21 protein-coding genes and 1 pseudogene are annotated in these 20,880 nt (G+C 59.5%); 17 read left to right on the top strand and 5 right to left on the bottom strand.

Going from position 1 to position 20,880, the window contains the following annotated elements; translation table 11 throughout:
* Nucleotides 1-10 precede the first annotated feature (10 nt).
* Nucleotides 11-298, bottom strand: coding sequence for a DUF1330 domain-containing protein (locus ACA052_RS10970; protein ID WP_497649674.1), 288 nt, complete (start codon nt 296-298; stop codon nt 11-13).
* Between the two features lie 71 nt (nt 299-369).
* On the opposite strand from ACA052_RS10970, the gene ribBA reads away from it, so the two are divergent.
* From ribBA to ACA052_RS10930, 8 genes are all read left to right on the top strand, one after another.
* The gene (gene ribBA / locus ACA052_RS10965; protein ID WP_497649673.1) at nt 370-1,479 is read left to right on the top strand and encodes a bifunctional 3,4-dihydroxy-2-butanone-4-phosphate synthase/GTP cyclohydrolase II; all 1,110 of its coding nucleotides are present in this window, start codon (nt 370-372) and stop codon (nt 1,477-1,479) included.
* Nucleotides 1,480-1,827: 348 nt separating this feature from the next.
* On the top strand, nt 1,828-2,853 hold the full coding sequence (locus ACA052_RS10960) for an ABC transporter substrate-binding protein (protein WP_497649672.1): 1,026 nt from the start codon (nt 1,828-1,830) through the stop codon (nt 2,851-2,853).
* The gene (locus ACA052_RS10955; RefSeq protein ID WP_497650304.1) at nt 2,850-3,779 is read left to right on the top strand and encodes an ABC transporter permease; all 930 of its coding nucleotides are present in this window, start codon (nt 2,850-2,852) and stop codon (nt 3,777-3,779) included. Before ACA052_RS10960 ends, ACA052_RS10955 begins: the two co-directional genes overlap by 4 nt.
* A 6-nt stretch (nt 3,780-3,785) precedes the next feature.
* A complete protein-coding gene (locus tag ACA052_RS10950; RefSeq protein ID WP_162439841.1) occupies nt 3,786-4,595 on the top strand; it encodes an ABC transporter permease in 810 nt (269 codons plus the stop codon).
* A gap of 16 nt (nt 4,596-4,611) precedes the next feature.
* Complete coding sequence (locus ACA052_RS10945; protein WP_497649671.1) at nt 4,612-5,766, top strand: ABC transporter ATP-binding protein; 1,155 nt, start codon at nt 4,612-4,614, stop codon at nt 5,764-5,766.
* A 210-nt stretch (nt 5,767-5,976) separates the two neighbouring features.
* Nucleotides 5,977-6,369, top strand: a complete 393-nt coding sequence (locus tag ACA052_RS10940) for a GFA family protein (protein ID WP_497649670.1) — start codon at nt 5,977-5,979, stop codon at nt 6,367-6,369.
* A gap of 28 nt (nt 6,370-6,397) precedes the next feature.
* Entirely contained in the window at nt 6,398-6,856 is a 459-nt protein-coding gene (locus ACA052_RS10935) for a metallophosphoesterase family protein (RefSeq protein ID WP_497649669.1), read from the top strand.
* Between the two features lie 109 nt (nt 6,857-6,965).
* Entirely contained in the window at nt 6,966-7,157 is a 192-nt protein-coding gene (locus ACA052_RS10930) for a hypothetical protein (RefSeq protein WP_497649668.1), read from the top strand.
* A 118-nt stretch (nt 7,158-7,275) separates the two neighbouring features.
* Here the strand turns inward: ACA052_RS10930 and ACA052_RS10925 are convergent, their stop codons facing one another.
* Entirely contained in the window at nt 7,276-8,682 is a 1,407-nt protein-coding gene (locus ACA052_RS10925; protein WP_497649667.1) for a purine-cytosine permease family protein, read from the bottom strand.
* Nucleotides 8,683-9,004: 322 nt separating this feature from the next.
* Between ACA052_RS10925 and ACA052_RS10920 the strand changes: the two genes are divergently transcribed.
* Complete coding sequence (locus ACA052_RS10920) at nt 9,005-9,490, top strand: flavin reductase family protein (protein WP_497649666.1); 486 nt, start codon at nt 9,005-9,007, stop codon at nt 9,488-9,490.
* A gap of 168 nt (nt 9,491-9,658) precedes the next feature.
* Nucleotides 9,659-10,702 carry an LLM class flavin-dependent oxidoreductase gene (locus ACA052_RS10915; protein WP_497649665.1) on the top strand — a complete coding sequence of 348 codons (1,044 nt, stop codon included), beginning with the start codon at nt 9,659-9,661 and terminating at the stop codon, nt 10,700-10,702.
* Between the two features lie 147 nt (nt 10,703-10,849).
* Here the strand turns inward: ACA052_RS10915 and treS are convergent, their stop codons facing one another.
* On the bottom strand, nt 10,850-12,916 hold the full coding sequence (gene treS / locus ACA052_RS10910; protein ID WP_497650303.1) for a maltose alpha-D-glucosyltransferase: 2,067 nt from the start codon (nt 12,914-12,916) through the stop codon (nt 10,850-10,852).
* Nucleotides 12,917-13,118: 202 nt separating this feature from the next.
* Here treS and ACA052_RS10905 point away from each other — a divergent pair, with 202 nt between their 5' ends.
* Nucleotides 13,119-14,558 (top strand): DHA2 family efflux MFS transporter permease subunit, encoded by a 1,440-nt coding sequence (locus ACA052_RS10905; RefSeq protein ID WP_497649664.1) that lies wholly within the window; start codon nt 13,119-13,121, stop codon nt 14,556-14,558.
* Between the two features lie 355 nt (nt 14,559-14,913).
* Here ACA052_RS10905 and ACA052_RS10900 read toward each other — a convergent pair whose 3' ends face one another.
* Nucleotides 14,914-15,399 carry a DUF6130 family protein gene (locus tag ACA052_RS10900; protein WP_497649663.1) on the bottom strand — a complete coding sequence of 162 codons (486 nt, stop codon included), beginning with the start codon at nt 15,397-15,399 and terminating at the stop codon, nt 14,914-14,916.
* 213 nt (nt 15,400-15,612) lie between these two features.
* Here ACA052_RS10900 and ACA052_RS10895 point away from each other — a divergent pair, with 213 nt between their 5' ends.
* A complete protein-coding gene (locus ACA052_RS10895; protein ID WP_497649662.1) occupies nt 15,613-16,209 on the top strand; it encodes an eCIS core domain-containing protein in 597 nt (198 codons plus the stop codon).
* A gap of 103 nt (nt 16,210-16,312) precedes the next feature.
* Here ACA052_RS10895 and ACA052_RS10890 read toward each other — a convergent pair.
* A pseudogene (locus tag ACA052_RS10890) lies at nt 16,313-16,402 on the bottom strand (isochorismate-pyruvate lyase); the annotation flags it as partial.
* A 210-nt stretch (nt 16,403-16,612) separates the two neighbouring features.
* Between ACA052_RS10890 and ACA052_RS10885 the strand changes: the two are divergent.
* Genes ACA052_RS10885 through ACA052_RS10865 form a run of 5 tightly spaced genes read left to right on the top strand, consistent with a single transcriptional unit; the run spans nt 16,613 to nt 20,869 of the window.
* Nucleotides 16,613-17,290: a thermostable hemolysin gene (locus tag ACA052_RS10885; RefSeq protein ID WP_497649661.1), complete on the top strand. Its 678-nt coding sequence runs from the start codon at nt 16,613-16,615 to the stop codon at nt 17,288-17,290.
* Nucleotides 17,280-18,761, top strand: a complete 1,482-nt coding sequence (locus ACA052_RS10880) for an AMP-binding protein (protein WP_497649660.1) — start codon at nt 17,280-17,282, stop codon at nt 18,759-18,761. The genes ACA052_RS10885 and ACA052_RS10880 overlap by 11 nt, the downstream gene beginning before the upstream one ends.
* Nucleotides 18,758-19,432, top strand: coding sequence for an iron-containing redox enzyme family protein (locus tag ACA052_RS10875; RefSeq protein WP_497649659.1), 675 nt, complete (start codon nt 18,758-18,760; stop codon nt 19,430-19,432). The genes ACA052_RS10880 and ACA052_RS10875 overlap by 4 nt, the downstream gene beginning before the upstream one ends.
* Nucleotides 19,419-20,228, top strand: a complete 810-nt coding sequence (locus ACA052_RS10870) for an SDR family oxidoreductase (RefSeq protein ID WP_497649658.1) — start codon at nt 19,419-19,421, stop codon at nt 20,226-20,228. The genes ACA052_RS10875 and ACA052_RS10870 overlap by 14 nt, the downstream gene beginning before the upstream one ends.
* Nucleotides 20,225-20,869 carry a tetratricopeptide repeat protein gene (locus ACA052_RS10865; protein ID WP_497649657.1) on the top strand — a complete coding sequence of 215 codons (645 nt, stop codon included), beginning with the start codon at nt 20,225-20,227 and terminating at the stop codon, nt 20,867-20,869. The genes ACA052_RS10870 and ACA052_RS10865 overlap by 4 nt, the downstream gene beginning before the upstream one ends.
* The last annotated feature ends 11 nt before the right edge of the window (nt 20,870-20,880 follow it).

The following is a 20,880-nucleotide window of genomic DNA, read 5'->3' as shown; positions in this document are numbered from 1 at the left end:
ATGGCGTTGGTCATGTGCCTTCGACGATGATCACTTCGGCCTTGGCCACTCCCTTGCGAAACCCTTTCGCTGCCTGATAGTGCGCTGACCGATAACACGCCACCGCCTGTTCGTAAGAGTCGAATTCGATGACCACACTGCGTTGCGGCGTCGGCCGTCCTTCCATCGCTTCGCTACGCCCGCCCCGGGCCAATATCCGCCCGCCATACAACGCGAAGGCCTGCGGCGCCCGCTGGGTGTATTCGCGGTATTGATCGGGGTCGTCGATGTCTACATGAGCAATCCAGTACGCCTTCATAGTGACCTCTCGGTTTGTTTTGTATTATGGTATACCGTATTACATTTCTATCAAACACTGAGAATCCCAGCATGGCCTTCAACAGCATTGAAGAAATCATCGAAGACTACCGCCTTGGCAAAATGGTGCTCCTGGTTGACGACGAAGACCGGGAAAACGAAGGCGACCTTTTGCTCGCCGCCGACTGTTGCACCGCCGAGGCAATCAGTTTCATGGCCCGGGAAGCCCGTGGCCTGATCTGCCTGACCCTGACCGACGACCACTGCCAGCGTCTAGGCCTGGAGCAGATGGTGCCGAGCAACGGCAGCGCCTTCAGCACCGCGTTCACCGTGTCAATCGAGGCCGCCGTCGGTGTGACCACCGGCATCTCCGCTGCCGATCGGGCGCGCACGGTTGCCGCCGCCGTTGCCGCCGAGGCCGGCCCCGCCGACCTGGTACAGCCCGGCCATATCTTCCCGCTGCGCGCCAAGGAAGGCGGTGTGCTGACCCGCGCCGGTCATACCGAAGCCGGATGCGACCTGGCACGCCTGGCGGGCTTCACCCCGGCGTCGGTGATCGTTGAAGTCATGAATGACGACGGCACCATGGCCCGCCGCCCGGACCTGGAGGTGTTCGCACGCAAGCACGGGATCAAGATCGGCACCATCGCCGACCTGATCCACTATCGCCTCAGTACCGAGCACACCGTGGTGCGCATCGGCGAACGTGAACTGCCGACGGTGCATGGCACCTTCCGCTTGATCACGTTTGAAGACCGCATCGAAGGTGGCGTGCACATGGCGATGGTCATGGGCAAATTGCAGCGCGACGAGCCGACGCTGGTGCGCGTGCATGTGATCGATCCGCTGCGCGATCTGGTGGGCGCCGAATACCACGGCCCTTCGAACTGGACCTTGTGGGCCGCGTTGCAGCGCGTGGCCGAAGAAGGTTGCGGCGTGGTGGTGGTGTTGGCCAATCATGAATCCTCGCAGGCATTGCTCGAACGCGTGCCGCAACTGACCCAGGCGCCACGCCAGTTCAGTCGCTCGCAATCGCGGATCTACTCTGAAGTGGGCACCGGCGCACAGATCCTCCAGGACCTCGGGGTGGGCAAATTGCGCCACCTGGGCCCGCCACTGAAATATGCCGGCTTGACCGGTTACAACCTGGAAGTGGTCGAGAGCATCCCGTTCACCCAGTGATCCTAAGGGTTTAGCTCTACCGAGCCGGGAACCCAATCTGTAGGAGCTGCCGCAGGCTGCGATCTTTTGATCTGCACTTTTAAAAGCAAGATCAAAAGATCGCAGCCTGCGGCAGCTCCTACAAACAGCCGGACGCAGGCTTCGCCAGCTGCTACAGGACCGTGTTTCGACTTACAAAAAAATTCTCTTGGCAGATAGCCGGTCAGGCAAAGTGCTTGCACAAAGTTTGGAATACCATAATATGATATTCCATAGACCGAACCGCCGTAACCGGCCAGACGGACCTACTGCTCCCGATAGGCGGGCACTAAAAGCCCCGCTCATAAACACAACAATGAGGGCGTGAAAATGGTGTTGAACAAACGTGCAGCCGCAGTTCTTTTTGCGGGATTGCTGAGCGTAACCAGCCAGGCGTTGATGGCGGCCGAAAGCGTCAACTTCGTCAGTTGGGGCGGTAGCACGCAGGATGCGCAGAAGCAGGCCTGGGCCGACCCGTTCAGCAAGGCCAGCGGCATCACCGTGGTCCAGGATGGCCCGACCGACTACGGCAAACTCAAAGCCATGGTCGAAAGCGGCAATGTCCAGTGGGATGTGGTCGATGTCGAAGCCGACTTCGCCTTGCGCGCCGCCGCCGAAGGTCTGCTCGAACCCCTCGATTTCAAAGTGATCCAGCGCGATAAAATCGACCCGCGATTTGTCTCTGACCACGGCGTAGGCTCGTTCTTCTTCTCCTTCGTCCTCGGCTATAACGAAGGCAAGCTTGGCGCCAGCAAACCCCAGGATTGGTCCGCGTTGTTCGACACCAAGACCTATCCCGGCAAACGCGCCCTCTACAAATGGCCCAGCCCAGGCGTGCTTGAACTGGCCCTGCTCGCCGATGGCGTCGCCGCCGACAAGCTCTATCCGCTGGACCTGGATCGCGCCTTCAAAAAACTCGACACCATCAAGAAAGACATTGTCTGGTGGGGCGGTGGTGCGCAGTCGCAACAGTTGCTCGCGTCTGGCGAAGTCAGCATGGGGCAGTTCTGGAACGGCCGGATCCATGCCCTGCAAGAAGATGGCGCGCCAGTCGGCGTAAGCTGGAAACAGAACCTGGTCATGGCTGACATTCTGGTCATCCCTAAAGGCTCGAAAAACAAGGACGCGGCCATGAAGTTCCTGGCCAACGCCAGTAGCGCCAAAGGTCAGGCGGATTTCTCCAACCTGACCGCCTATGCGCCAGTCAACGTCGACAGCGTGGCGCGCCTGGACTCGGTGTTGGCTCCGAACCTGCCGACTGCCTACGCTAAGGATCAAATCACTCTTGATTTCGCGTACTGGGCCAAGAACGGTCCGGCCATCGCGACACGGTGGAACGAATGGCTGGTCAAATGAAAATGACGGCATCCACTCCGACCGGTAGCGCCACTGGCGTTGCCGGAGCGGTTTCCGGCAAGGCGGCTGCGATGACGCAGTCCCCTTCTCTGGCACAGCGCTGGCGTGGTGCAAGCAACCTGCTCCCCGCCCTGCTGTTCCTTGGCCTGTTCTTCCTGGCGCCACTGATCGGCCTGTTGCTGCGCGGTGTGCTGGAGCCGACACCGGGACTGGGCAACTACGCACAGTTGTTCGCCAACTCGGCGTACGCACGAGTGCTGCTCAACACCTTCTCCGTTGCCGGACTGGTGACCCTGTTCAGCCTGCTGCTCGGTTTTCCATTGGCGTGGGCCATCACCCTGGTGCCCCGTGGCTGGGGTCGCTGGATCCTCAATATCGTGCTGCTGTCGATGTGGACCAGCCTCCTCGCCCGGACCTATTCCTGGCTGGTGCTGTTGCAAGCCTCCGGGGTGATCAACAAGGCGCTGATGGCGATAGGCATCATCGATCAGCCGCTGGAGATGGTGCACAACCTGACCGGCGTGGTGATCGGCATGAGCTACATCATGATCCCGTTCATCGTGCTGCCGCTGCAGGCGACCATGCAGGCCATCGACCCGATGATCCTGCAGGCCGGCTCGATCTGCGGCGCCAGTCCCTGGACCAACTTCTTCCGGGTGTTCCTGCCGCTGTGCCGGCCGGGGCTGTTCTCCGGTGGGCTGATGGTGTTCGTGATGTCACTTGGGTACTACGTGACCCCGGCGCTGCTCGGCGGCGCGCAGAACATGATGCTGCCCGAGTTCATCATTCAGCAGGTGCAGTCGTTCCTCAATTGGGGCCTGGCGAGCGCCGGTGCCGCACTGCTGATCGCCATCACGCTGGTGCTGTTCTACTTCTACCTGAAGCTTCAGCCGGAATCCCCGGTTGGCGCCAGCAACGCGAGGTAAGCCGTCATGCTCCTGACCCCCAATGCGATGAGCCGACGCATGCGTTTCGGCCTTTATTTCACGACGGGTTTGATCGCGCTGTTCCTGTTACTGCCGATCGTGTTCATCGTGTTGCTGTCCTTCGGCTCTTCCCAATGGCTGGTGTTCCCGCCACCGGGCTGGACGCTGAAATGGTATGGCCAGTTCTTCTCCAACGCCGACTGGATGAACGCCGCACTGGCGAGCCTCAAGGTCGCGGTGTTGACCACCTTCTTCGCCGTGGCCCTGGGTTTGCCCACCGCTTTCGCGCTGGTGCGAGGACGCTTCCCTGGACGGGAAATGCTCTACGGCCTGTTCACCCTGCCGATGATCGTGCCGTTGGTGATCATTGCGGTGGCGGTGTACGCGCTGTTTCTCAAACTCGGCTACACCGGGACGATGTTTGCCTTTGTGGTCAGCCACGTGATTGTTGCTTTGCCGTTCACCATCATCTCGATCATCAACTCGCTGAAGCTGTTCGATCAGTCGATTGAGGATGCCGCGGTGATCTGCGGCGCCTCACGCCTGCAAGCGGTATTCAAGGTGACCTTCCCGGCGATTCGTCCGGGCATGGTGGCCGGGGCCCTGTTTGCGTTCCTGGTGTCGTGGGACGAAGTGGTGCTGAGCGTGATGATGGCCAGCCCGACCCTGCAAACCCTTCCCGTGAAAATGTGGACCACCCTGCGCCAGGACCTGACGCCCGTGATCGCCGTCGCATCGACGCTGCTGATCGGCCTCTCGGTATTGGTCATGGTGATCGCCGCCGCCGTTCGCCGGCGCAATGAAATCAGCGCCTGAGCGCCAGGAGTACGACATGAGTGCCGTGATCAAAGATTCCGCCCAGCAGAACGACAAACCCCTGGTCAGCCTGCGCAACCTGAACAAGTACTACGGCGAATTTGCCGCCGTGGACAACATCTCGCTGGACATCAAGGACGGTGAATTCCTTACGTTCCTCGGCTCCAGCGGCTCCGGCAAAAGTACGACGCTGTCGATGCTCGCCGGCTTCGAAACCCCGAGCAGCGGCGAGATTCTCGTCAGCGGCCAATCGCTGGTCAACGTGCCGCCGCACAAGCGCGATATCGGCATGGTGTTCCAGCGCTACTCGCTGTTCCCGCACCTGTCGGTGCGCGACAACATCGCGTTCCCGTTGGCGATCCGCAAACTGGCGACCGCCGAGCGCGAACGCCGGGTCGATGCCATGCTCAAACTGGTGCAGCTTGAGCAGTTCGCTCATCGCCGCCCTTCGCAACTCTCCGGCGGCCAGCAACAGCGCGTCGCCATCGCACGAGCGCTGGTCTATGAGCCACGCATTCTGTTGATGGACGAGCCGCTTGGCGCCCTCGACAAGAAACTGCGTGAAGACTTGCAAGACGAACTGCGCCAGTTGCATCGGCGCCTCGGCATCACCATCGTCTACGTCACCCACGATCAGGAAGAAGCCATGCGTTTGTCTCAGCGCATTGCGATTTTCAGCCACGGCAAGATCGTCGGCCTGGGCAGCGGTTATGACCTGTATCAGAACCCGCCGAATGCGTTTGTCGCCTCGTTCCTGGGTAACTCGAACTTCCTCAAGCTCAAGGCTCAGGGCAATGCGGTGGCTTCGTTTGAAGGCCAGTCGCTGTCCATTCGACTGACCGCCGGCCTGCAAACCGATCAGGATGTGTTGCTGATGGTGCGCCCGGAAAAAGCCCTGGCGTTGAGTGTCGAGCAAGCCGCTCAGGAACCCTTGGCGGCCGGCTGGAATGAAGTGTCAGCCATCGTCGGCGAAGTGCTGTTCCTCGGTGAAAGCCAGACCTGCACCGTGAAAACCCTGGGCGGTACATCGATGACCGTCAAGGCACTCTCCGCCGCCGGCATGCCACTCAAGACGGGCGATCCGGTGCGCGTGCGCTGGGCAACTGCGGATGCGTGCGTGTACACGGAGTGGGCCGAAAGCGATCTGAACAAGGCCGCTGGCGCCCATTGATCCTCCATCGGCCGATGCCAGTGGGCCGCGAACCTCGAGTCACCCTCTGGTCGCTGCAGCGTCGGGCTGCGGCGGCCTTTTTTTGTCTTCGCGTTTCTTCGTTTATCTGAAACAGGCGCGTCAGTGAGGGCTCGGCGCGATGTAGCGCTAGACTCTGTCGACCTGATTCGTCGCAAACATTCCCGCGCTTGATTTGAGAGGAGACGCAACATGGACCGATTCACTGGCGGTTGCCTGTGCGGCAACGTCCGAATCGAGGCATCGGGCCTTCCCTACCGGGTAGGCCTTTGTCACTGTCTCGACTGTCGCAAGCACCACGGGGCGCTGTTTCACGCATCCGCGATATTCCCTCAGGATGCAGTGACGATCCAGGGCGAAACACGCGACTATGCCGGACGGTTTTTCTGCCCCCGCTGTGGCTCCTCCGTTTTTGCACGCACCGACGACGAGGTCGAAGTGAACCTCGGATCGCTGGATGCTCCCGACCAACTGATACCCACCTACGAAAGCTGGATCGTGCGTCGTGAGTCGTGGTTGCCGCCCTTCCCGCTCACCAGGCGATACGAGCACGATCGTGACGCCACGGGGCGCTCAGAGGAGTAAGTCGCATGAATCAGGTCAGGAGCCTTGCATGAAAGTCGGTGTGATCTCGGATACCCATGGCTTGCTGCGTGCCGAAGCCCTCGAGGCACTGCAGGGTTGTGAACGGATCATTCACGCTGGGGACATTGGCAAACCCGAGATTCTCGATCAACTGGCCGCCATTGCTCCGCTGCATGTGGTGCGCGGAAACAATGACCTGAACGTGCCCTGGCCAGCACCTCTCGCCGACCGCTTATGTTTCGACCTGAACGGATGGCAGACCTTGCTGGTACATGACATGGCCGATGTCCCGGCCGCGCTGGATGCCCGCATAAAACTGGTGATCACCGGCCATTCGCATAAGCCACGCATCGAATGGCGCGGCGACCAGCTGTTCCTCAATCCCGGCAGCGCGGGCCCGCGGCGCTTCAAGCTGCCGGTAACGCTGGCGCTGATCGAGGTGCTTGCGGGCTCGATCGAACCAAGGCTGGTCTCGCTACTGGAATGACCTGGTTACGTGACTGTCATAATTTGTCTCAGTTCAGCCCGATGAAGTGATTGAATTAGAGAGGGTCTGCCGGTATTGATAACTTTCAATCAACTACAAGGAAGTCATCATGTCAGGCGCAAAACAAAGCATTTTGTCCTCCGCCAGAGACATCAACTCCCGGTTCGGCAATCGCCTTATCGCTGTATCCGAGAAAATCCAACTGATTGCAGCCAGAGAGCGTAGTCCGGTCGACATATACCTTGAAGAAGAATCCAACAATCTTTCAAAGCACGCAAAACCAGCAAGAAATGACAAGTGAACGTGTAGGAGCAAGCTTGCTCGCGATGGATTTAAGGAGACCGCGTATAACCAGCAAACACGCGTTATCGTTGACGACCATCGTGAGCAAGCTCACTCCTACAATAGTTGCGGGTTAACTAATCAGCGTAACCAAGTCTGGTCGCCCTGCTCTCCTGCGCTTTGCCACGCGTAGCCAGGCAGTAATACAGCGGGCACGTCACCACCAGTCCGACCAGCCACGAAAGATCCGCGCCTTCCACCAGATTGGCATACGGCCCGACATATAACGACGTATTGGCAAACGGCAACTGCACGATGATGCCGATGAAGTACGCAACGATCGCATGCAGGTTGAATCGCCCGTAGATCCCGCCGTCAGCGCGAAAGATCGAGGCGATATCGTAATGGCCGTGCTTGATCACGTAGAAGTCGATCAGGTTGATTGAAGCCCATGGCACCAACACCAGCAACAGCGCCAGAATCAGGCCGATGAACTGCGAGATGAAGTCCGCCGAAGCGCTCAACGCGACCAGGCAGCAGCCCGCCAGGACGATGCTCGACAACACCACCCGCAGCCTGATGGTCGGCGTCCACTGGCTGGCGAACGTCTGGATCGAAGTGATGATCGACAGCACCGCACCATACAGATTCAACGCGTTGTGGCTGATGATGTTAAGCAAGAACAGCACCATCAGGATCGGCCCCAGCCAACCCGTCGATTGCTTCACCGCCGCCATCGCCTCGGTTCCTTCCGGGGTCGCCAACACCGCCACTGCGCCGAATGAGAACGACAGAATGGTGCCCAGCGTGGCGCCCAGGTACGTGGCGAAGAATGGCCGGGCAATGCCGATATCCGCCGGCAGGTAACGCGAGTAGTCCGACACGTACGGCGAGAAGCTGATCTGCCAGATGATGCCCAGCGATACCGTGGCCAGCCACCCGGACAGATTGAAGCCGCCGCGGGTAAAGAAGTCCGCCGGCAAGTCATGGGCAAAGATAAACAGGAAACCGGCGATCAGGGCGCTGCCCATGACCCACGTGCCGATACGGTTCAGCGTGTGAATGAATCGGTAACCGATCACCCCGATCGCGGTCGCGCTGAGGGCGCCGATGAGGATGCTTGCCGGCACTGGAACCGAAGGCGCGATGCCGACAATCGACTTGCCGGCGAGCACGATATTGGAAATGAAAAAGCCGATATAGATCAGTGCCGCAAAGAACACGATCAACAGCGCACCATAACGACCGAACTGACCACGACTCTGCACCATCTGCGGAATGCCCATGCGCGGCCCTTGGGCAGAGGCAAGCGCAATGACCAGACCGCCCACCATGTGCCCCAGCGCAATCGCCAACAAACCCCAGAACAGGCTGAGGTGAAACACCTGAACCACCATGGCTCCGGTGACGATGGGCAGCGGCGCAATGTTGGTGCTGAACCATAAGGTGAACAGATCACGGGCCTTCCCGTGGCGTTCCGCGAGTGGGACGTAATCGACCGTATGATTCTCGATCAGGGGGTCTTGCCGGGACATCTGGGACATGTGCATGAACTCGAGTTTGTCTGATCTTATAATTGTATGAAGCCAAACCGGGGGTGCGCTTGGCCTCCCCTCAGATGCCGATCATATTATGGTATTCCAGACATTTCACAAGACTGATCCGGCCTTTGAATGCCCATCTGATCCGTCATTTTGACCCATTAGCGCCCGTACTTTCTAGCCGAAAGCCCCGTAATCATTGAGCTAAAAACCAAATTCGTACGTTTATCGGGTGACTGAAAAAGCCCTTGCAAACGATGTATTACGGTATACCATCAGACCTACAAATTCATAAAAACCCGTTTCACCGCCAGAGGACCGTCCCATGATCGATGCCGCCATCTACAAACAAGTGATGGGTTCGTTTCCGTCCGGGGTCACTGTGATCACCACGCTCGATGACGACGGACAAATTGTCGGCCTGACCGCCAGCGCCTTCAGCTCGCTGTCCATGGACCCGGCCCTGGTGCTGTTCTGCCCCAACTACAGCTCCGACTCCTACCCCGTCCTGATCAAGAACAAACGTTTTGCCATTCACGTGTTGTCCGGCGGCCAGCAAAGTGAAGCCTATGCGTTCGCGCGCAAAGGCAAGGACAAGGCGCAAGGCATCGAATGGACGTTGAGCGAGCTGGGCAATCCGATTCTGGCCAATGCCACGGCGGTCATCGAATGCGAACTGTGGCGCGAATATGAAGGCGGCGACCACGCGATCATGGTCGGTGCGGTGAAGAACCTGATCGTGCCCCGCCAAGACGCCGGACCACTGGTGTATTGCCACGGCAAGATGGGCGCCCTGCCCGTTTTCGCCTGATTCGAAAACAAAAAAATCGCAGCCTTCGGCAGCTCCTCCAGGTGTACGCCGCCGGAATGTAGGAGCTGCCGCAGGCTGCGATCTTTTGATCTTTCAAAGACAAACATCTTGCAAATATGTCGTAATATGGCATACCAATAAAACAACAAAGCATTTCGAGGTAGCGTCATGAAGTTTTCACTGTTCGTGCACATGGAACGCTGGGACGAAAGCGTCAGCCACCGGCAGCTGTTCGAAGACTTGACCGAACTGACCCTGATGGCCGAGGCCGGCGGTTTCAGCACGGTCTGGATCGGTGAACACCACGCCATGGAATACACCATCTCGCCAAGTCCAATGCCGCTGCTGGCTTACCTGGCAGCCAAGACCACCACCATTCACCTCGGCGCCGGTACCATCATCGCGCCGTTCTGGCACCCGTTGCGGGTCGCCGGTGAATGCGCCTTGCTGGATGTGATCAGTAACGGCCGCATGGAAGTCGGCCTGGCGCGCGGCGCCTACCAGGTTGAATTTGACCGGATGGCCGGCGGCATGCCGGCCTCTTCCGGTGGCCAGGCGCTGCGGGAGATGGTTCCCGTGGTGCGTGCCCTGTGGCAAGGCGACTACGCCCACGACGGCGATATCTGGAAATTCCCCACCTCCACCAGCGTGCCGAAGCCGATCCAGAAGCCGAACCCGCCGATGTGGATCGCCGCTCGCGACCCGGACTCGCACAATTTCGCGGTCGCCAACGGCTGCAACGTGATGGTCACGCCACTGATGAAGGGCGACGAAGAAGTCCTCGACCTGAAAAACAAGTTCCAGACTGCGCTGGACAACAACCCGGACGTGCCGCGCCCGCAACTGATGGTGTTGCGTCACACCCACGTGCACGCCGTCGATGACCCTGAAGGCTGGAAAGTCGGGGCCAAGGCGATCTCGCGTTTCTATCGCACTTTCGACGCCTGGTTCGGCAACAAGGAAGTGCCGGTCAACGGCTTCCTGGCGCCTAGCCCGGAAGAGAAATTTGCCGCTCGCCCGGAGTTCGAACTGGAGAGCCTGCACAGGACCGCGATGATCGGCACCCCCGAAGAAATCATCCCGCGCATCAAGTATTACCAGGAACTGGGCGTCGACGAGTTCAGCTTCTGGTGCGATAACAGCCTGCCCCATGCGCAGAAGAAAAAATCCCTGGAGCTGTTTATCAAACACGTGGTGCCAGCGTTTCGCTGAGCCACACTTCCTGCCCCTTGGACTGTAGGAGCGGGCTTGCTCGCGATGGACGTTAACGATAACGCGTGACTATTCGTCAACGCGGCGTTCTTAAGTCCATCGCGAGCAAGCTCGCTCCTACAGTTTGGCGCCCGACATTGAACCCATTCACATCATCGGCGAGCTACTGACCACACGCAGCGCCAGGCCTTCGTAAGGGTCGAGCGTGATGGTGAACTCACCCTCGGCCGTCAGGTCTCCTTCGACCCGCTCATTGATGATGTCGACCACCGGCCCTGGCGCGATATCGGGCAGATGCAGCGTTTCGGTCAGCGGTTGCGCGCTGAAGTTCAGGGCGGTGATTTGCGTGCCTTTACCGGCGGGCAACTCGTGAACCATGATCAACAGGCCCGGGTGTTCGACGTCTGGAATCAAAATCTGCCGGCTGGCGGCGATATCGTAAGAACGGCGCACGGCCAGGATTTTTTTCAGTTGTGAGGCGAACGAGTCCGGGTCCTTCAATTGGCTGGGCAGACTGCCGTACAGAGATTTCGGGCGAGGCATACCGCCTGCGGACAGCGGCGCGTCGGGATTGAGGTCGACAAGGTCATAGGCGCCACGATGAATCCAGCGAGTATCGCCATCGAGCATCAGGTGCGCGACCTCCTCCGCCGGGAGCGGCAGCGCGCCCACCAGGTCCCACCCAGACAGCGCGAATACCCCGGGCTGCATGGCGTTGTACATGACCAGCAGCAAATGCACCTGGCGAATCTGCTGGATGTCCGCCGGCGTGATCGCTGCCAGATCGCGAATGCCCAACGCCGCGGTGATGATGCTCGCGGTGGTGCAGGACACGCCATTGGTCACGAATTTCAGGTTGTAGGGCGCGTGCTCTCCGGACAGACGCTCATACATCTGCTCGCGAATATGCTCGCGCAGGATGTTGCCGGGAAAAGTCTGGCCCTGATAAAGAAACGTGTCATGGGCATGCAGGGTCCAGAAATGCACCAGCTCCAACGTCAGTTCGTCATGGTTTTGCAGGGCGTGAATCAACGAAGCGGGATCGATGCCATAGTTGTGGACCTGACGCAGCATTAGCCGCAAAAACTCGGCATCGCCCATCAACAACGCATGCTGGTAGGCCGGCCGGGTGATGAAGTCGTAAGACAGGTCTGCACCGCCGTGGGACATCGAGGCGATGTCGTCGATGGTCAGGTTCAACTCCTGGAAGCTGAAACCGCCTGCCTTGCGGATCGCCCCGCCCAGCAACTGATTGCCGGTGATCGACAGCGGATGGCTTTCGGACCATGCCGTGCCGTCCAGTTTGCGCTCGACGCCCAGGAAGCCGTTGGCATCCAGGCGCAGGATTTTCGCGCCCATCACGTCAACCGCATGCAAGGCGTCGCCGATGATCATCTGCTGCGCCGCGAAACTCGGGTCGAGCCAGTTGAGCGAAGGCTGCCCTTCCTTGAAGTAATGCAAATACACCCAGCGTCGTGGCTTGCCGTCGACGCCGATCACTACCGGCGTCGCACTCCAGTCGGTTTCCTTCACGCCCGGCTCGAAGAAAATCACCCGCTGCAACTGGCCGACAATGTAGTGCTTGTCCCTCAGGGCATCGACCTGCAGTGGGCCGAGGTTCTGCGCGTCACGGCCTTCAAGGACCTCGGGCAGCAACGGCCAGTCTTCTTCGCGGATTTCCACCATGTGGTAGAGCCCCGGATAATCCTCATAGGCCATTTCAGCAAGACGAAAATCCGCGCCTTTGCCGGTGTGCGACGGAATCACATCGTCGATGATCACCGCATTGTGCGCCGCGGCCATTCTGCTCAAGCCTTGCAATTGCGCCTCGGTGCCCAGATCCGGATCAATGCCGAAACTGATGCGGTCGAAGTTGCCGTCAATGGTCGGCGTGCGTTCGCGGCCCTGCAAACCGCCGGAGGTTTTCAACGGTCCGTTATGAATGCCTTGAATACCGATTTCCGACAGTGCATGCCAAAGCGCTTCATCGCCCAGCGCCTGCAACACCGTCTCGCCTTCAGCGGTGATGATCGAGGCGGGATACGCGGTGAACCACACTGAGGCGAGCGCCGAGGCGTCACGCGGCCGGGTATGCGCATATGGCTGCTGCCACAGCCGCCCCTGTCCGGAATACAATTTTGCTCGCTGCCTGGCCGCGTTCAGCATCGATTGCTCAACCAGCCAGGCTACATAGTCCTTGTCCGCCATCGTCATAAGCACATTCACTCGCTGTCGCCATCCAACACATTGAACCGTCGTTTGCAGTGCCACACTGCGGCACGAACGGCGCGGGTAGTTTTCATATGAGCTCGCGAGCGGCCAATCGTTGCATACCGCCCTTCTGTGAGTGGACTTGGGATGGTAAAACCCATGGCGAAGTCTTCTGTTTGAATCGCCTCGAAAAAGGATCACATCGGTGAAGTCTCCCGCCACGCCAGGTTCCACCCTCTCAGCCGAGGCGCGGCTCAGCCTGCAGACACGTCTGATCGCGCTGGTGGTCGCGGTGACTTTTTTCATGGAAAACCTCGACGCGACAGTCATCGCGACAGCGCTGCCCACCATGGCGGCGGCATTCGGAATTACGCCGGTGGACATGAACGTGGGGATCACCGGCTACATTCTCGCGGTGGCGATCTTCATTCCGCTTTCCAGCTGGGTTGCCGACCGGTTTGGCGCTCGGCGGGTGTTTGCCGCTGCCATCGTCGTCTTCACCCTCGCCTCGCTCTTGTGCGGGCTTAGCCAGAATATCGAGATGTTCGTTCTGGCCCGCGTGCTCCAAGGCATCGGCGGCGCGCTGATGGTGCCGGTGGGACGCCTGGCGGTACTGCGCAACACCGACAAAAAAGACCTGGTGAAGATGATTGCGATCATTACCTGGCCCGGCCTGGTAGCACCCATCCTCGGGCCATTAGTCGGCGGCCTGATCGTGACCCACGCGTCATGGCCATGGATTTTTTACGTCAACTTGCCACTGGGTGTTTTGGCGTTGATTGCCGCGCTCTGGCTCGTGCCCGAAGGCCGTGAAGACAACGTACGCACGTTTGACGGCAAAGGTTTTGCCCTGCTGGCGGGCGCCTGCGCTTCGCTTCTTGGAGGTCTGGAATGGTTGGGTAGCCAGCACGGCAACGGGATGTTCTTGGGCTTCGGTGCCGTGCTTGCAGGTGTGCTGCTCGCGCTGTGGGCGGTGCATCACTGTCGGCATCACGCCAACCCGCTATTGCCCTTGCGCACCGTTGCGATCGACACGTTTCGAGTCAGCATCTTCGGCGGCTCGCTGTTTCGCCTGGCGATCAGTGCCTTGCCGTTTTTGCTCCCGCTGTTGTTCCAGGTCGGGTTCGGACTGTCCCCCGTCGACGCCGGTTTGCTGGTGTTAGCGGTGTTCGCCGGCAACCTCGCCATGAAACCGTTTACCACGGCAATCATGCAGCGCTACGGCTTTCGCAACGTGCTGCTCGTCAATGGCGTCATCGGTGTCCTGTCGATTGCGACCTGCGCGCTGTTCACGGCGCAAACGCCGTTTGCATTGATCGCCGTCGTGCTGTTCGCCGGTGGCCTGTCGCGATCCATGCAATTCACTTGCTACAACTCCATCGGCTTTGCCGACGTGCCCAAGGAGCGCATGAGCGAAGCCTCGGCGCTGTTCAGTATGTTTTTCCAACTGGCCATGGGCATGGGCGTGACAGTCGCCGCGCTGCTGTTACGCGCCTCCATGTCCGTGCAAAACCACGACCTGCAGGCCCAGGTCGCCGACTTTCGAGTGGCCTTCGTCGGCGTGGCGCTGTTCGGGTTATTGGCGTTGGTTGACGTGTACAGACTGCCCAACCATGCAGGGGAAAGCGTGTTGCAGCGCCCTTGATGGAGTGTGCCATTGACCTGTAGGAGCGAGCTTGCTCGCGATGGTCGTCAACGATCACGCGTGCTTGCTGGGTAAACACGGCGTTCTGCAGACCATCGCGAGCAAGCTCGCTCCTACAAACGGGGCCCTCTTCACGTCGGAGAGATCGTGGCCAGCGCACCGATCAAAATGGTCAGCACCAGAAATCCACCGAGAAAAATCGCCATCTTGCCCATTGAAGCCTCCTGACTGATGAGTTTGCAGTGCAGCGATTGCTGCGACTGCGGACTGTGCCGTCATTGTGAGCCGCAGGCTGGGTGCATTACAGAGGCAGATGACGCAGGAAAAACCATATCAGATGCGTTGCACTCAACAGTTATGGTTTGACTGCGTGACCATCGTCAATGTGAGGGGCGTCAGCTGTTTTCTTCTCCGGAACTATAAAACTCACTATCGTACTGGTAAGGATTTTGTGTGTCGGGTCGGCCACTTCAAGCAGAACTTTGTGAGTACCAGGTTCCAGTCCGACCAAGATAATCGGGTCTTCACTGGTATGCGCCCATGTACCCTTCCAGTTGTCGACGGTCACGTGAAGGTGACCGAGACGTGGTGATACATCAGCCGCCGCTTTACCAAATACCGGCATGATCCTAGCGTGCTCTGTTCGATATTGGATAATGACGACTCCGCGGGCGAGCGGCTCGGCAAGTGGCGGATAGGCAATGAGTTGTGGCACCGTCTCAGATTCCAATGGAAATATTGCCGGTGGGTGATTGGTGTCTGCTGCCCCTTGACCGCACGCTGCTGTGCAAAAGAAGACACCCAAAGCAAGGGCCAATAGATTTCTGAGAGCGAGGGACATGGAGTTTTTCTCCCGCGTGATTTCATATAAGCCTAGATCAAACCAGCATTAATTGAGCAAGGGTTATGGTGAAGTGGGGAATTCACAGAAAAAGTGGCCCGTCGCTTCCTGCGTTATCTTGGGTGCGCTTGGTTCGGGGCTACGCTAACTCCATGCGTGTCGTCGATCGACTGTGCCCCACTGCTCGCGCTGCATCCGCCCCTGGAGCGCCCAATGCCGCCCATCACCACGCGCCTGGTGGCGCTGTTTGTTCTTTGCCTGACACTTGAAGTGCCAGCCCAGACCAACGCCTGCCCCGCTGGCGAGAAACAAGTGTGCCTGGATGGCTGCATCTGCCTGCCAGACGTGGGTCCCCTGCTCGGCCCCCTGCCCGATGGCATCTACCAAATCGCGGCACCTGCCTTGGCTTTGTGGCTGACCCAAGCCCGCGCTGAAGCAGCCACCACCGGCGTCCAACCCATTCCACCGCACATCCGGGAGCAGCTGCTGCGCTGGTACGACCCCAGCGTCCTCGATACCGCGCGCTACAAAGTGAGCGACAACGGCCAATTCAGCGCCGCCACTGCCATGCTGCAAAACCCCGATGTCGGTGCCGTGACACTGATCGACATCATCCTCTTCCGGGACGCTCAAACCGCAGAACAAGACGTCGCACTCTGGGCTCACGAACTAAAGCATGTGCAGCAGTATCAGGAATGGGGGGTAGAAGGATTTGCCCAGCGGTATGCACAAGATTTCAATGCTGTGGAGGCGCCGGCTTATGCCTTACAGGTTGAGGTCAGGCGGTTGGTCCGGGGAGGGACTGACTAAAAGCTAACGAAACTGGCTGTCATTACAGGCACAAAACAGTGGAAAAATGGACACCCATTAATCATGGCGGTCTGCCGAAAATGCGAACGGAACCCGAGGCAATTCATTCAGATTGTTGGATTGCCCAGTGCCTCAACTCCTCGGCAATAAAGTGATTCACCAGGTCGCGGAACATGTTTTCGATTGCATCCGGCCTGGGTGCAGTTGCTGGGTCGCCGGGTCGGTGAAGCTCAGTTCCAATTCAGTGTGTCGCTGGATCTGCGATCTCGTCGAGCTCGGGCAACCGATGCACAAGCTCCGTGCTCTGGTGTCGATCGCTTCAGCCCTGCCTTTCACCACCTTCAGACTCCGTTAAGAAATGCCCTCGACACTCTTCCCAAACTGACTGGGGAGGCGTTTTTCAATGCCAAATTTCGACTGGCACATCCCATTACCGCTTCACTTTGGCCAAGCTGAAACCCCACAGATGAGTCTGGCCAGAGCCTTGCCGGACGACACTCGACGCCCCGTGTTCGAAACCTTTATTCAGCAACGCTTTCGCAAGGCCCACGGCGCCGACATTCGTCACTTCATGCCAGAACTGTTTGGCATGAGCAATGCGCTCGGCGAACTCTGCGCGGTAGCTGGCGTGCGTCTGGCCAGCACCGAACAACTGTTTCTGGAGCGTTACCTGGACGAGTCGATTGATCCGCTCATCAGTGCTGCGGCCGACCAACCGGTCGACCGCGCCTGCATCGTGGAGGTGGGTAATCTGGCCGCCAGTGATACCGGCAGTGCGCGCCTGAGCATCATTACCATCACATATCTACTGGCCATGGGCGGCCTGGAATGGGTGGCCTTTACTGGCAACATCGGGCTGGTCAATAGCTTCCACCGTCTCGGTTTGAAACCCGTGACCCTCTGCGCCGCCGACCCTGCGCGGCTGGGTGATGACCGGCACAGTTGGGGCAGTTACTACGACAGCAAGCCGTGGGTGCATGTCGGCAACATCCGCGCCGGCTTCATCCATTTGCACAACATCGGTTTGTTCAATCGCCTGGGGTTGCCAACGTCCATCGAGGAAGCCAGCCATGTCGCTTGAAATGGAGCGATTTAAAAAGGTCCTGCGCAGCCATGCCGAACGCAAGACCAACGCCATCGCCTTGTGGGGCGATCAGCTGAAAATCGACTACGCCACGCTCTACGCCGAGGTCATCTATCGCCAACAGCGACTGCACGGTGAGCGCGTCAAGGTGGTTGCACTGGCGTTGGACAATGGCGTTGAAGCGATGCTCTGGGACCTGGCCGCGTTGTTCGAAGGCCTGGCCTGCCTGACGCTGCCAGCGTTTTTCAGCCCGGCCCAACGCAAGCATTGCCTGGAACAGAGCCAGGCGGAACGGGTGATTGCAGGACCGGAACTGGAAGCAGAACTCCAAACGGCTGGGTACGAGAAACACGGCGAGTTCTGGTGCAAGACATTCAGCGGCCCGCCCCGAATGCCGGACGGTACCGCCAAACTGACGTTTACATCGGGAACTACGGGCACACCGAAAGGCGTATGCCTGAGCGCCGAGGGCATGTTGCGAGTCGCCCGCGAGCTGGATCAGGCCAGCCAACCCACCGAACCGCAGCATCACCTGGCGCTACTGCCGCTGTCGATCCTGCTCGAAAACCTCGGTTGTTATGCCGCGCTGTACGCCGGCGCAACCTTGAGCCTGCCGAGCCAGAAAACTCGCGGCATTCAGGGTGCCAGCGGCGTTGATGTGCCGAAATTGCTCGGTTGCCTGGCCACCCGCGCGCCCGAGAGTCTGATTCTTGTGCCGCAATTGCTGCTGATACTGGTCAGCGCTGCCGAACAGAAAGCCTTCAATCCGCAAACGTTGCGTTTTGCAGCCGTGGGCGGTGCACAGGTTTCAGAAGCATTGCTGCATCGCGCCCAGCGCATTGGCATCCCTGTTTATGAAGGTTACGGGCTGTCGGAGTGCGCGTCGGTGGTGTGCCTCAATCGACCAGGGGCACACCGCCCCGGCAGTGTCGGCAAACCACTGCCCCACGTGGAGATTCGCCTCGCTGACGACGGTGAAGTGCTGATCAAGGGGTCAACCTTGCTGGGCTATCTGGGAGCGCCGCCGCACATCATTGAATGGTGGCCCAGTGGCGATCTCGGCGAATTCGACCCCGAAGGTTTTCTGTACCTGAAGGGGCGCAAGAAGCATCAATTCATCACCAGTTTCGGTCGCAACGTGAACCCGGAATGGGTCGAAGCGCAATTGACCCAACGTCGTCATATCGCGCAGGCGTTCGTCTACGGCGAAGCCATGCCGAGCAACCATGCATTGCTCTGGCCCCACCGTCCGGACTGCACCGACGATGAATTGGCTGCCGCCGTGGCCGAGGCAAACGATGCGCTGCCCGATTACGCCCACATACATCACTGGACCCGTCTGGATCAACCCTTCACACCCGCCAATGGCCTGCTGACCGCCAATGGCCGGCCGCGTCGCGACGCTATCGTCGAGCGTTACCAGGTGCAGCTGACTGAATCGGCAATTTCCGAGGAATCCGCATCATGAGTTTTTTCGACACCCTTCAAGAAGCGACCCAGAAAGAACGCATCGCCTTGTTCAATCTTCCGGTCATCCGCGATGCACTCGAGGGCAAGGTCAGCCTGGAAAGCTACCGGGCCTTTCTGACTCAGGCCTACTACCACGTGCGTCACACCGTGCCATTGATGATGGCCTGCGGCGCTCGCCTGCCGTTGCGCCTGGAGTGGCTGCGTGAAGCGGTGTGCGAATACATCGAGGACGAATACGGTCACGAAAAATGGGTGCTCAACGACATCCAGGCCTGCGGCGGCGACAAGGATGCAGTGCGCGATGGTCGTCCGTCCTTGCCGATCGAACTGATGGTCAGTTTCCTCTACGACCTGATCGCCCGGGATAACCCGGTCGGCCTGTTCGGCATGGTCAACGTGCTGGAAGGCACCAGCATCGCTCTCGCCACCCACGCCGCTGCCAGCATTCGCGAACGCCTGGACCTGCCGGAAACTGCCTTCAGCTATCTCAGCTCGCATGGCTCACTGGATATCGAACACATGCAAACTTACCGGCGGTTGATGAACACGCTTGATGACCCGGCCGACCAGGCCGCCGTCATTCACGCCTCCAAGGTGGTGTACACACTTTACGCCGACATGTTCCGTAGCCTGCCGCGTGATGGGGAGAACCTGTATGCGCCTGTCTGAGGCTCGCGTGGTATTGACCGGGGCCAGCGGCGGCATCGGCCTGGCGATCACCGCCGCGCTGTGCGCCAGCGGTGCCCGCGTGCTGGCGGTGGCTCGGCATCGGGAGTTCCTGGAGCCGTTGCTCGAGCGCTATCCACAGCACCTGAGCTGGGTCGGTGCTGACCTGACGTTCCTCGCCGACCGGCGCAAAGTGCTGGCCGCCGCTGAAGCCATCGGCGGTATCAACTTGCTGATCAACGCCGCCGGGGTCAATCACTTCGCCATGCTGGAACAGCTGGATGACAGTGACATCGACGCGATGCTGGCAGTGAACATCAACGCCCCGATCTGCCTGACCAAAATATTGCTGCCGCTGCTCAAGCACGCCGAGAGCGCAATGGTGGTCAACGTCGGTTCGACTTACGGTTCGATCGGCTACCCCGGTTACGCCAGCTATTGCGCCACCAAGTTTGCCTTGCGCGGCTTTTCCGAAGCCCTGCGCCGGGAATTGGCGGACACCCGGGTCGGCGTTTTGTATGTTGCGCCTCGCGCCACCCGCACGAGCATGAACAGCCCGGCGGCGCAGGCCTTGAATGACGCGCTCAAATCCAGCGTCGACGACCCGCAAACCGTCGCCAGCGCTGTCATCCATGCGATTGCCGGCGACCGCCGTGACTTGTACCTGGGCTGGCCGGAGCGCTTTTTCGTGCGCCTCAACAGCCTGCTGCCCAATCTGGTGGACCGAGGCTTGCGCAAGCAATTGCCGCTGATCCGTCGCCTGAGTCGCAAGACCGACAACGAGAACCTCAAGCCATGAAAAAAATCGCCGCTTGCCTGCTACTGGGCGCCTTGAGCCAGAGCGTCTGGGCCTTGGATAACGCTGATCAGCAACGTCTCTCTGGCATCCAGCAAAGCTGGGCGCATATTCAATACGAACTGCCTGCGGATCAACGCACAACGGCATTCGAAAAACTCGCCAACCAGGCCTCGGCCTTCACTCAGGAACGCCAATCGGTGGCCGAAGCCTGGATCTGGTCCGGCATCGTCACCAGCAGCTGGGCGGGTGCACAGGGCGGGCTGGGTGCGCTGGGCAAGGCCAAGGAGGCGAAAACCGATCTGGAGAAAGCACTGGCCCTGGACCCCAAAGCCTTGCAAGGCTCGGCTTACACCAGCCTCGCCGCGCTGTACGACCGCGTACCCGGTTGGCCTATCGGCTTCGGCGACTCGGACAAAGCCGAGCAGTTACTTAAACAGGCCTTGCAACTCAACCCGAACGGCATCGATAGTCTGTACTTCTGGGGGGATCATCTCTACCGTCAAAAACGTTACGCCGAAGCTAAAACGGCGCTGCAAAAAGCACTGCAAGCCGCACCACGGCCAGGCCGGGAAACCGCCGACGCGGGACGGCGCAAAGAGATCGACGCGTTGCTGGTGGATGTGAACAAGAAACTCGACTGACAGGAGTCCGC

This window comes from Pseudomonas sp. LBUM1644 (genome assembly GCF_059716195.1).
Note: the sequence above shows the minus strand (reverse complement) of the source record. Positions and strands in the feature narration are given on the sequence as shown.

Coding starts and splice junctions, on each gene's coding strand:
- ACA052_RS10970 (WP_497649674.1), bottom strand. CDS start 298: ATGAAGGCGTACTGGATTGCTCATGTAGACATCGACGACCCCGATCAA.
- ribBA (WP_497649673.1), top strand. CDS start 370: ATGGCCTTCAACAGCATTGAAGAAATCATCGAAGACTACCGCCTTGGC.
- ACA052_RS10960 (WP_497649672.1), top strand. CDS start 1,828: ATGGTGTTGAACAAACGTGCAGCCGCAGTTCTTTTTGCGGGATTGCTG.
- ACA052_RS10955 (WP_497650304.1), top strand. CDS start 2,850: ATGAAAATGACGGCATCCACTCCGACCGGTAGCGCCACTGGCGTTGCC.
- ACA052_RS10950 (WP_162439841.1), top strand. CDS start 3,786: ATGCTCCTGACCCCCAATGCGATGAGCCGACGCATGCGTTTCGGCCTT.
- ACA052_RS10945 (WP_497649671.1), top strand. CDS start 4,612: ATGAGTGCCGTGATCAAAGATTCCGCCCAGCAGAACGACAAACCCCTG.
- ACA052_RS10940 (WP_497649670.1), top strand. CDS start 5,977: ATGGACCGATTCACTGGCGGTTGCCTGTGCGGCAACGTCCGAATCGAG.
- ACA052_RS10935 (WP_497649669.1), top strand. CDS start 6,398: ATGAAAGTCGGTGTGATCTCGGATACCCATGGCTTGCTGCGTGCCGAA.
- ACA052_RS10930 (WP_497649668.1), top strand. CDS start 6,966: ATGTCAGGCGCAAAACAAAGCATTTTGTCCTCCGCCAGAGACATCAAC.
- ACA052_RS10925 (WP_497649667.1), bottom strand. CDS start 8,682: ATGTCCCAGATGTCCCGGCAAGACCCCCTGATCGAGAATCATACGGTC.
- ACA052_RS10920 (WP_497649666.1), top strand. CDS start 9,005: ATGATCGATGCCGCCATCTACAAACAAGTGATGGGTTCGTTTCCGTCC.
- ACA052_RS10915 (WP_497649665.1), top strand. CDS start 9,659: ATGAAGTTTTCACTGTTCGTGCACATGGAACGCTGGGACGAAAGCGTC.
- treS (WP_497650303.1), bottom strand. CDS start 12,916: ATGACGATGGCGGACAAGGACTATGTAGCCTGGCTGGTTGAGCAATCG.
- ACA052_RS10900 (WP_497649663.1), bottom strand. CDS start 15,399: ATGTCCCTCGCTCTCAGAAATCTATTGGCCCTTGCTTTGGGTGTCTTC.
- ACA052_RS10895 (WP_497649662.1), top strand. CDS start 15,613: ATGCCGCCCATCACCACGCGCCTGGTGGCGCTGTTTGTTCTTTGCCTG.
- ACA052_RS10885 (WP_497649661.1), top strand. CDS start 16,613: ATGCCAAATTTCGACTGGCACATCCCATTACCGCTTCACTTTGGCCAA.
- ACA052_RS10880 (WP_497649660.1), top strand. CDS start 17,280: ATGTCGCTTGAAATGGAGCGATTTAAAAAGGTCCTGCGCAGCCATGCC.
- ACA052_RS10875 (WP_497649659.1), top strand. CDS start 18,758: ATGAGTTTTTTCGACACCCTTCAAGAAGCGACCCAGAAAGAACGCATC.
- ACA052_RS10870 (WP_497649658.1), top strand. CDS start 19,419: ATGCGCCTGTCTGAGGCTCGCGTGGTATTGACCGGGGCCAGCGGCGGC.
- ACA052_RS10865 (WP_497649657.1), top strand. CDS start 20,225: ATGAAAAAAATCGCCGCTTGCCTGCTACTGGGCGCCTTGAGCCAGAGC.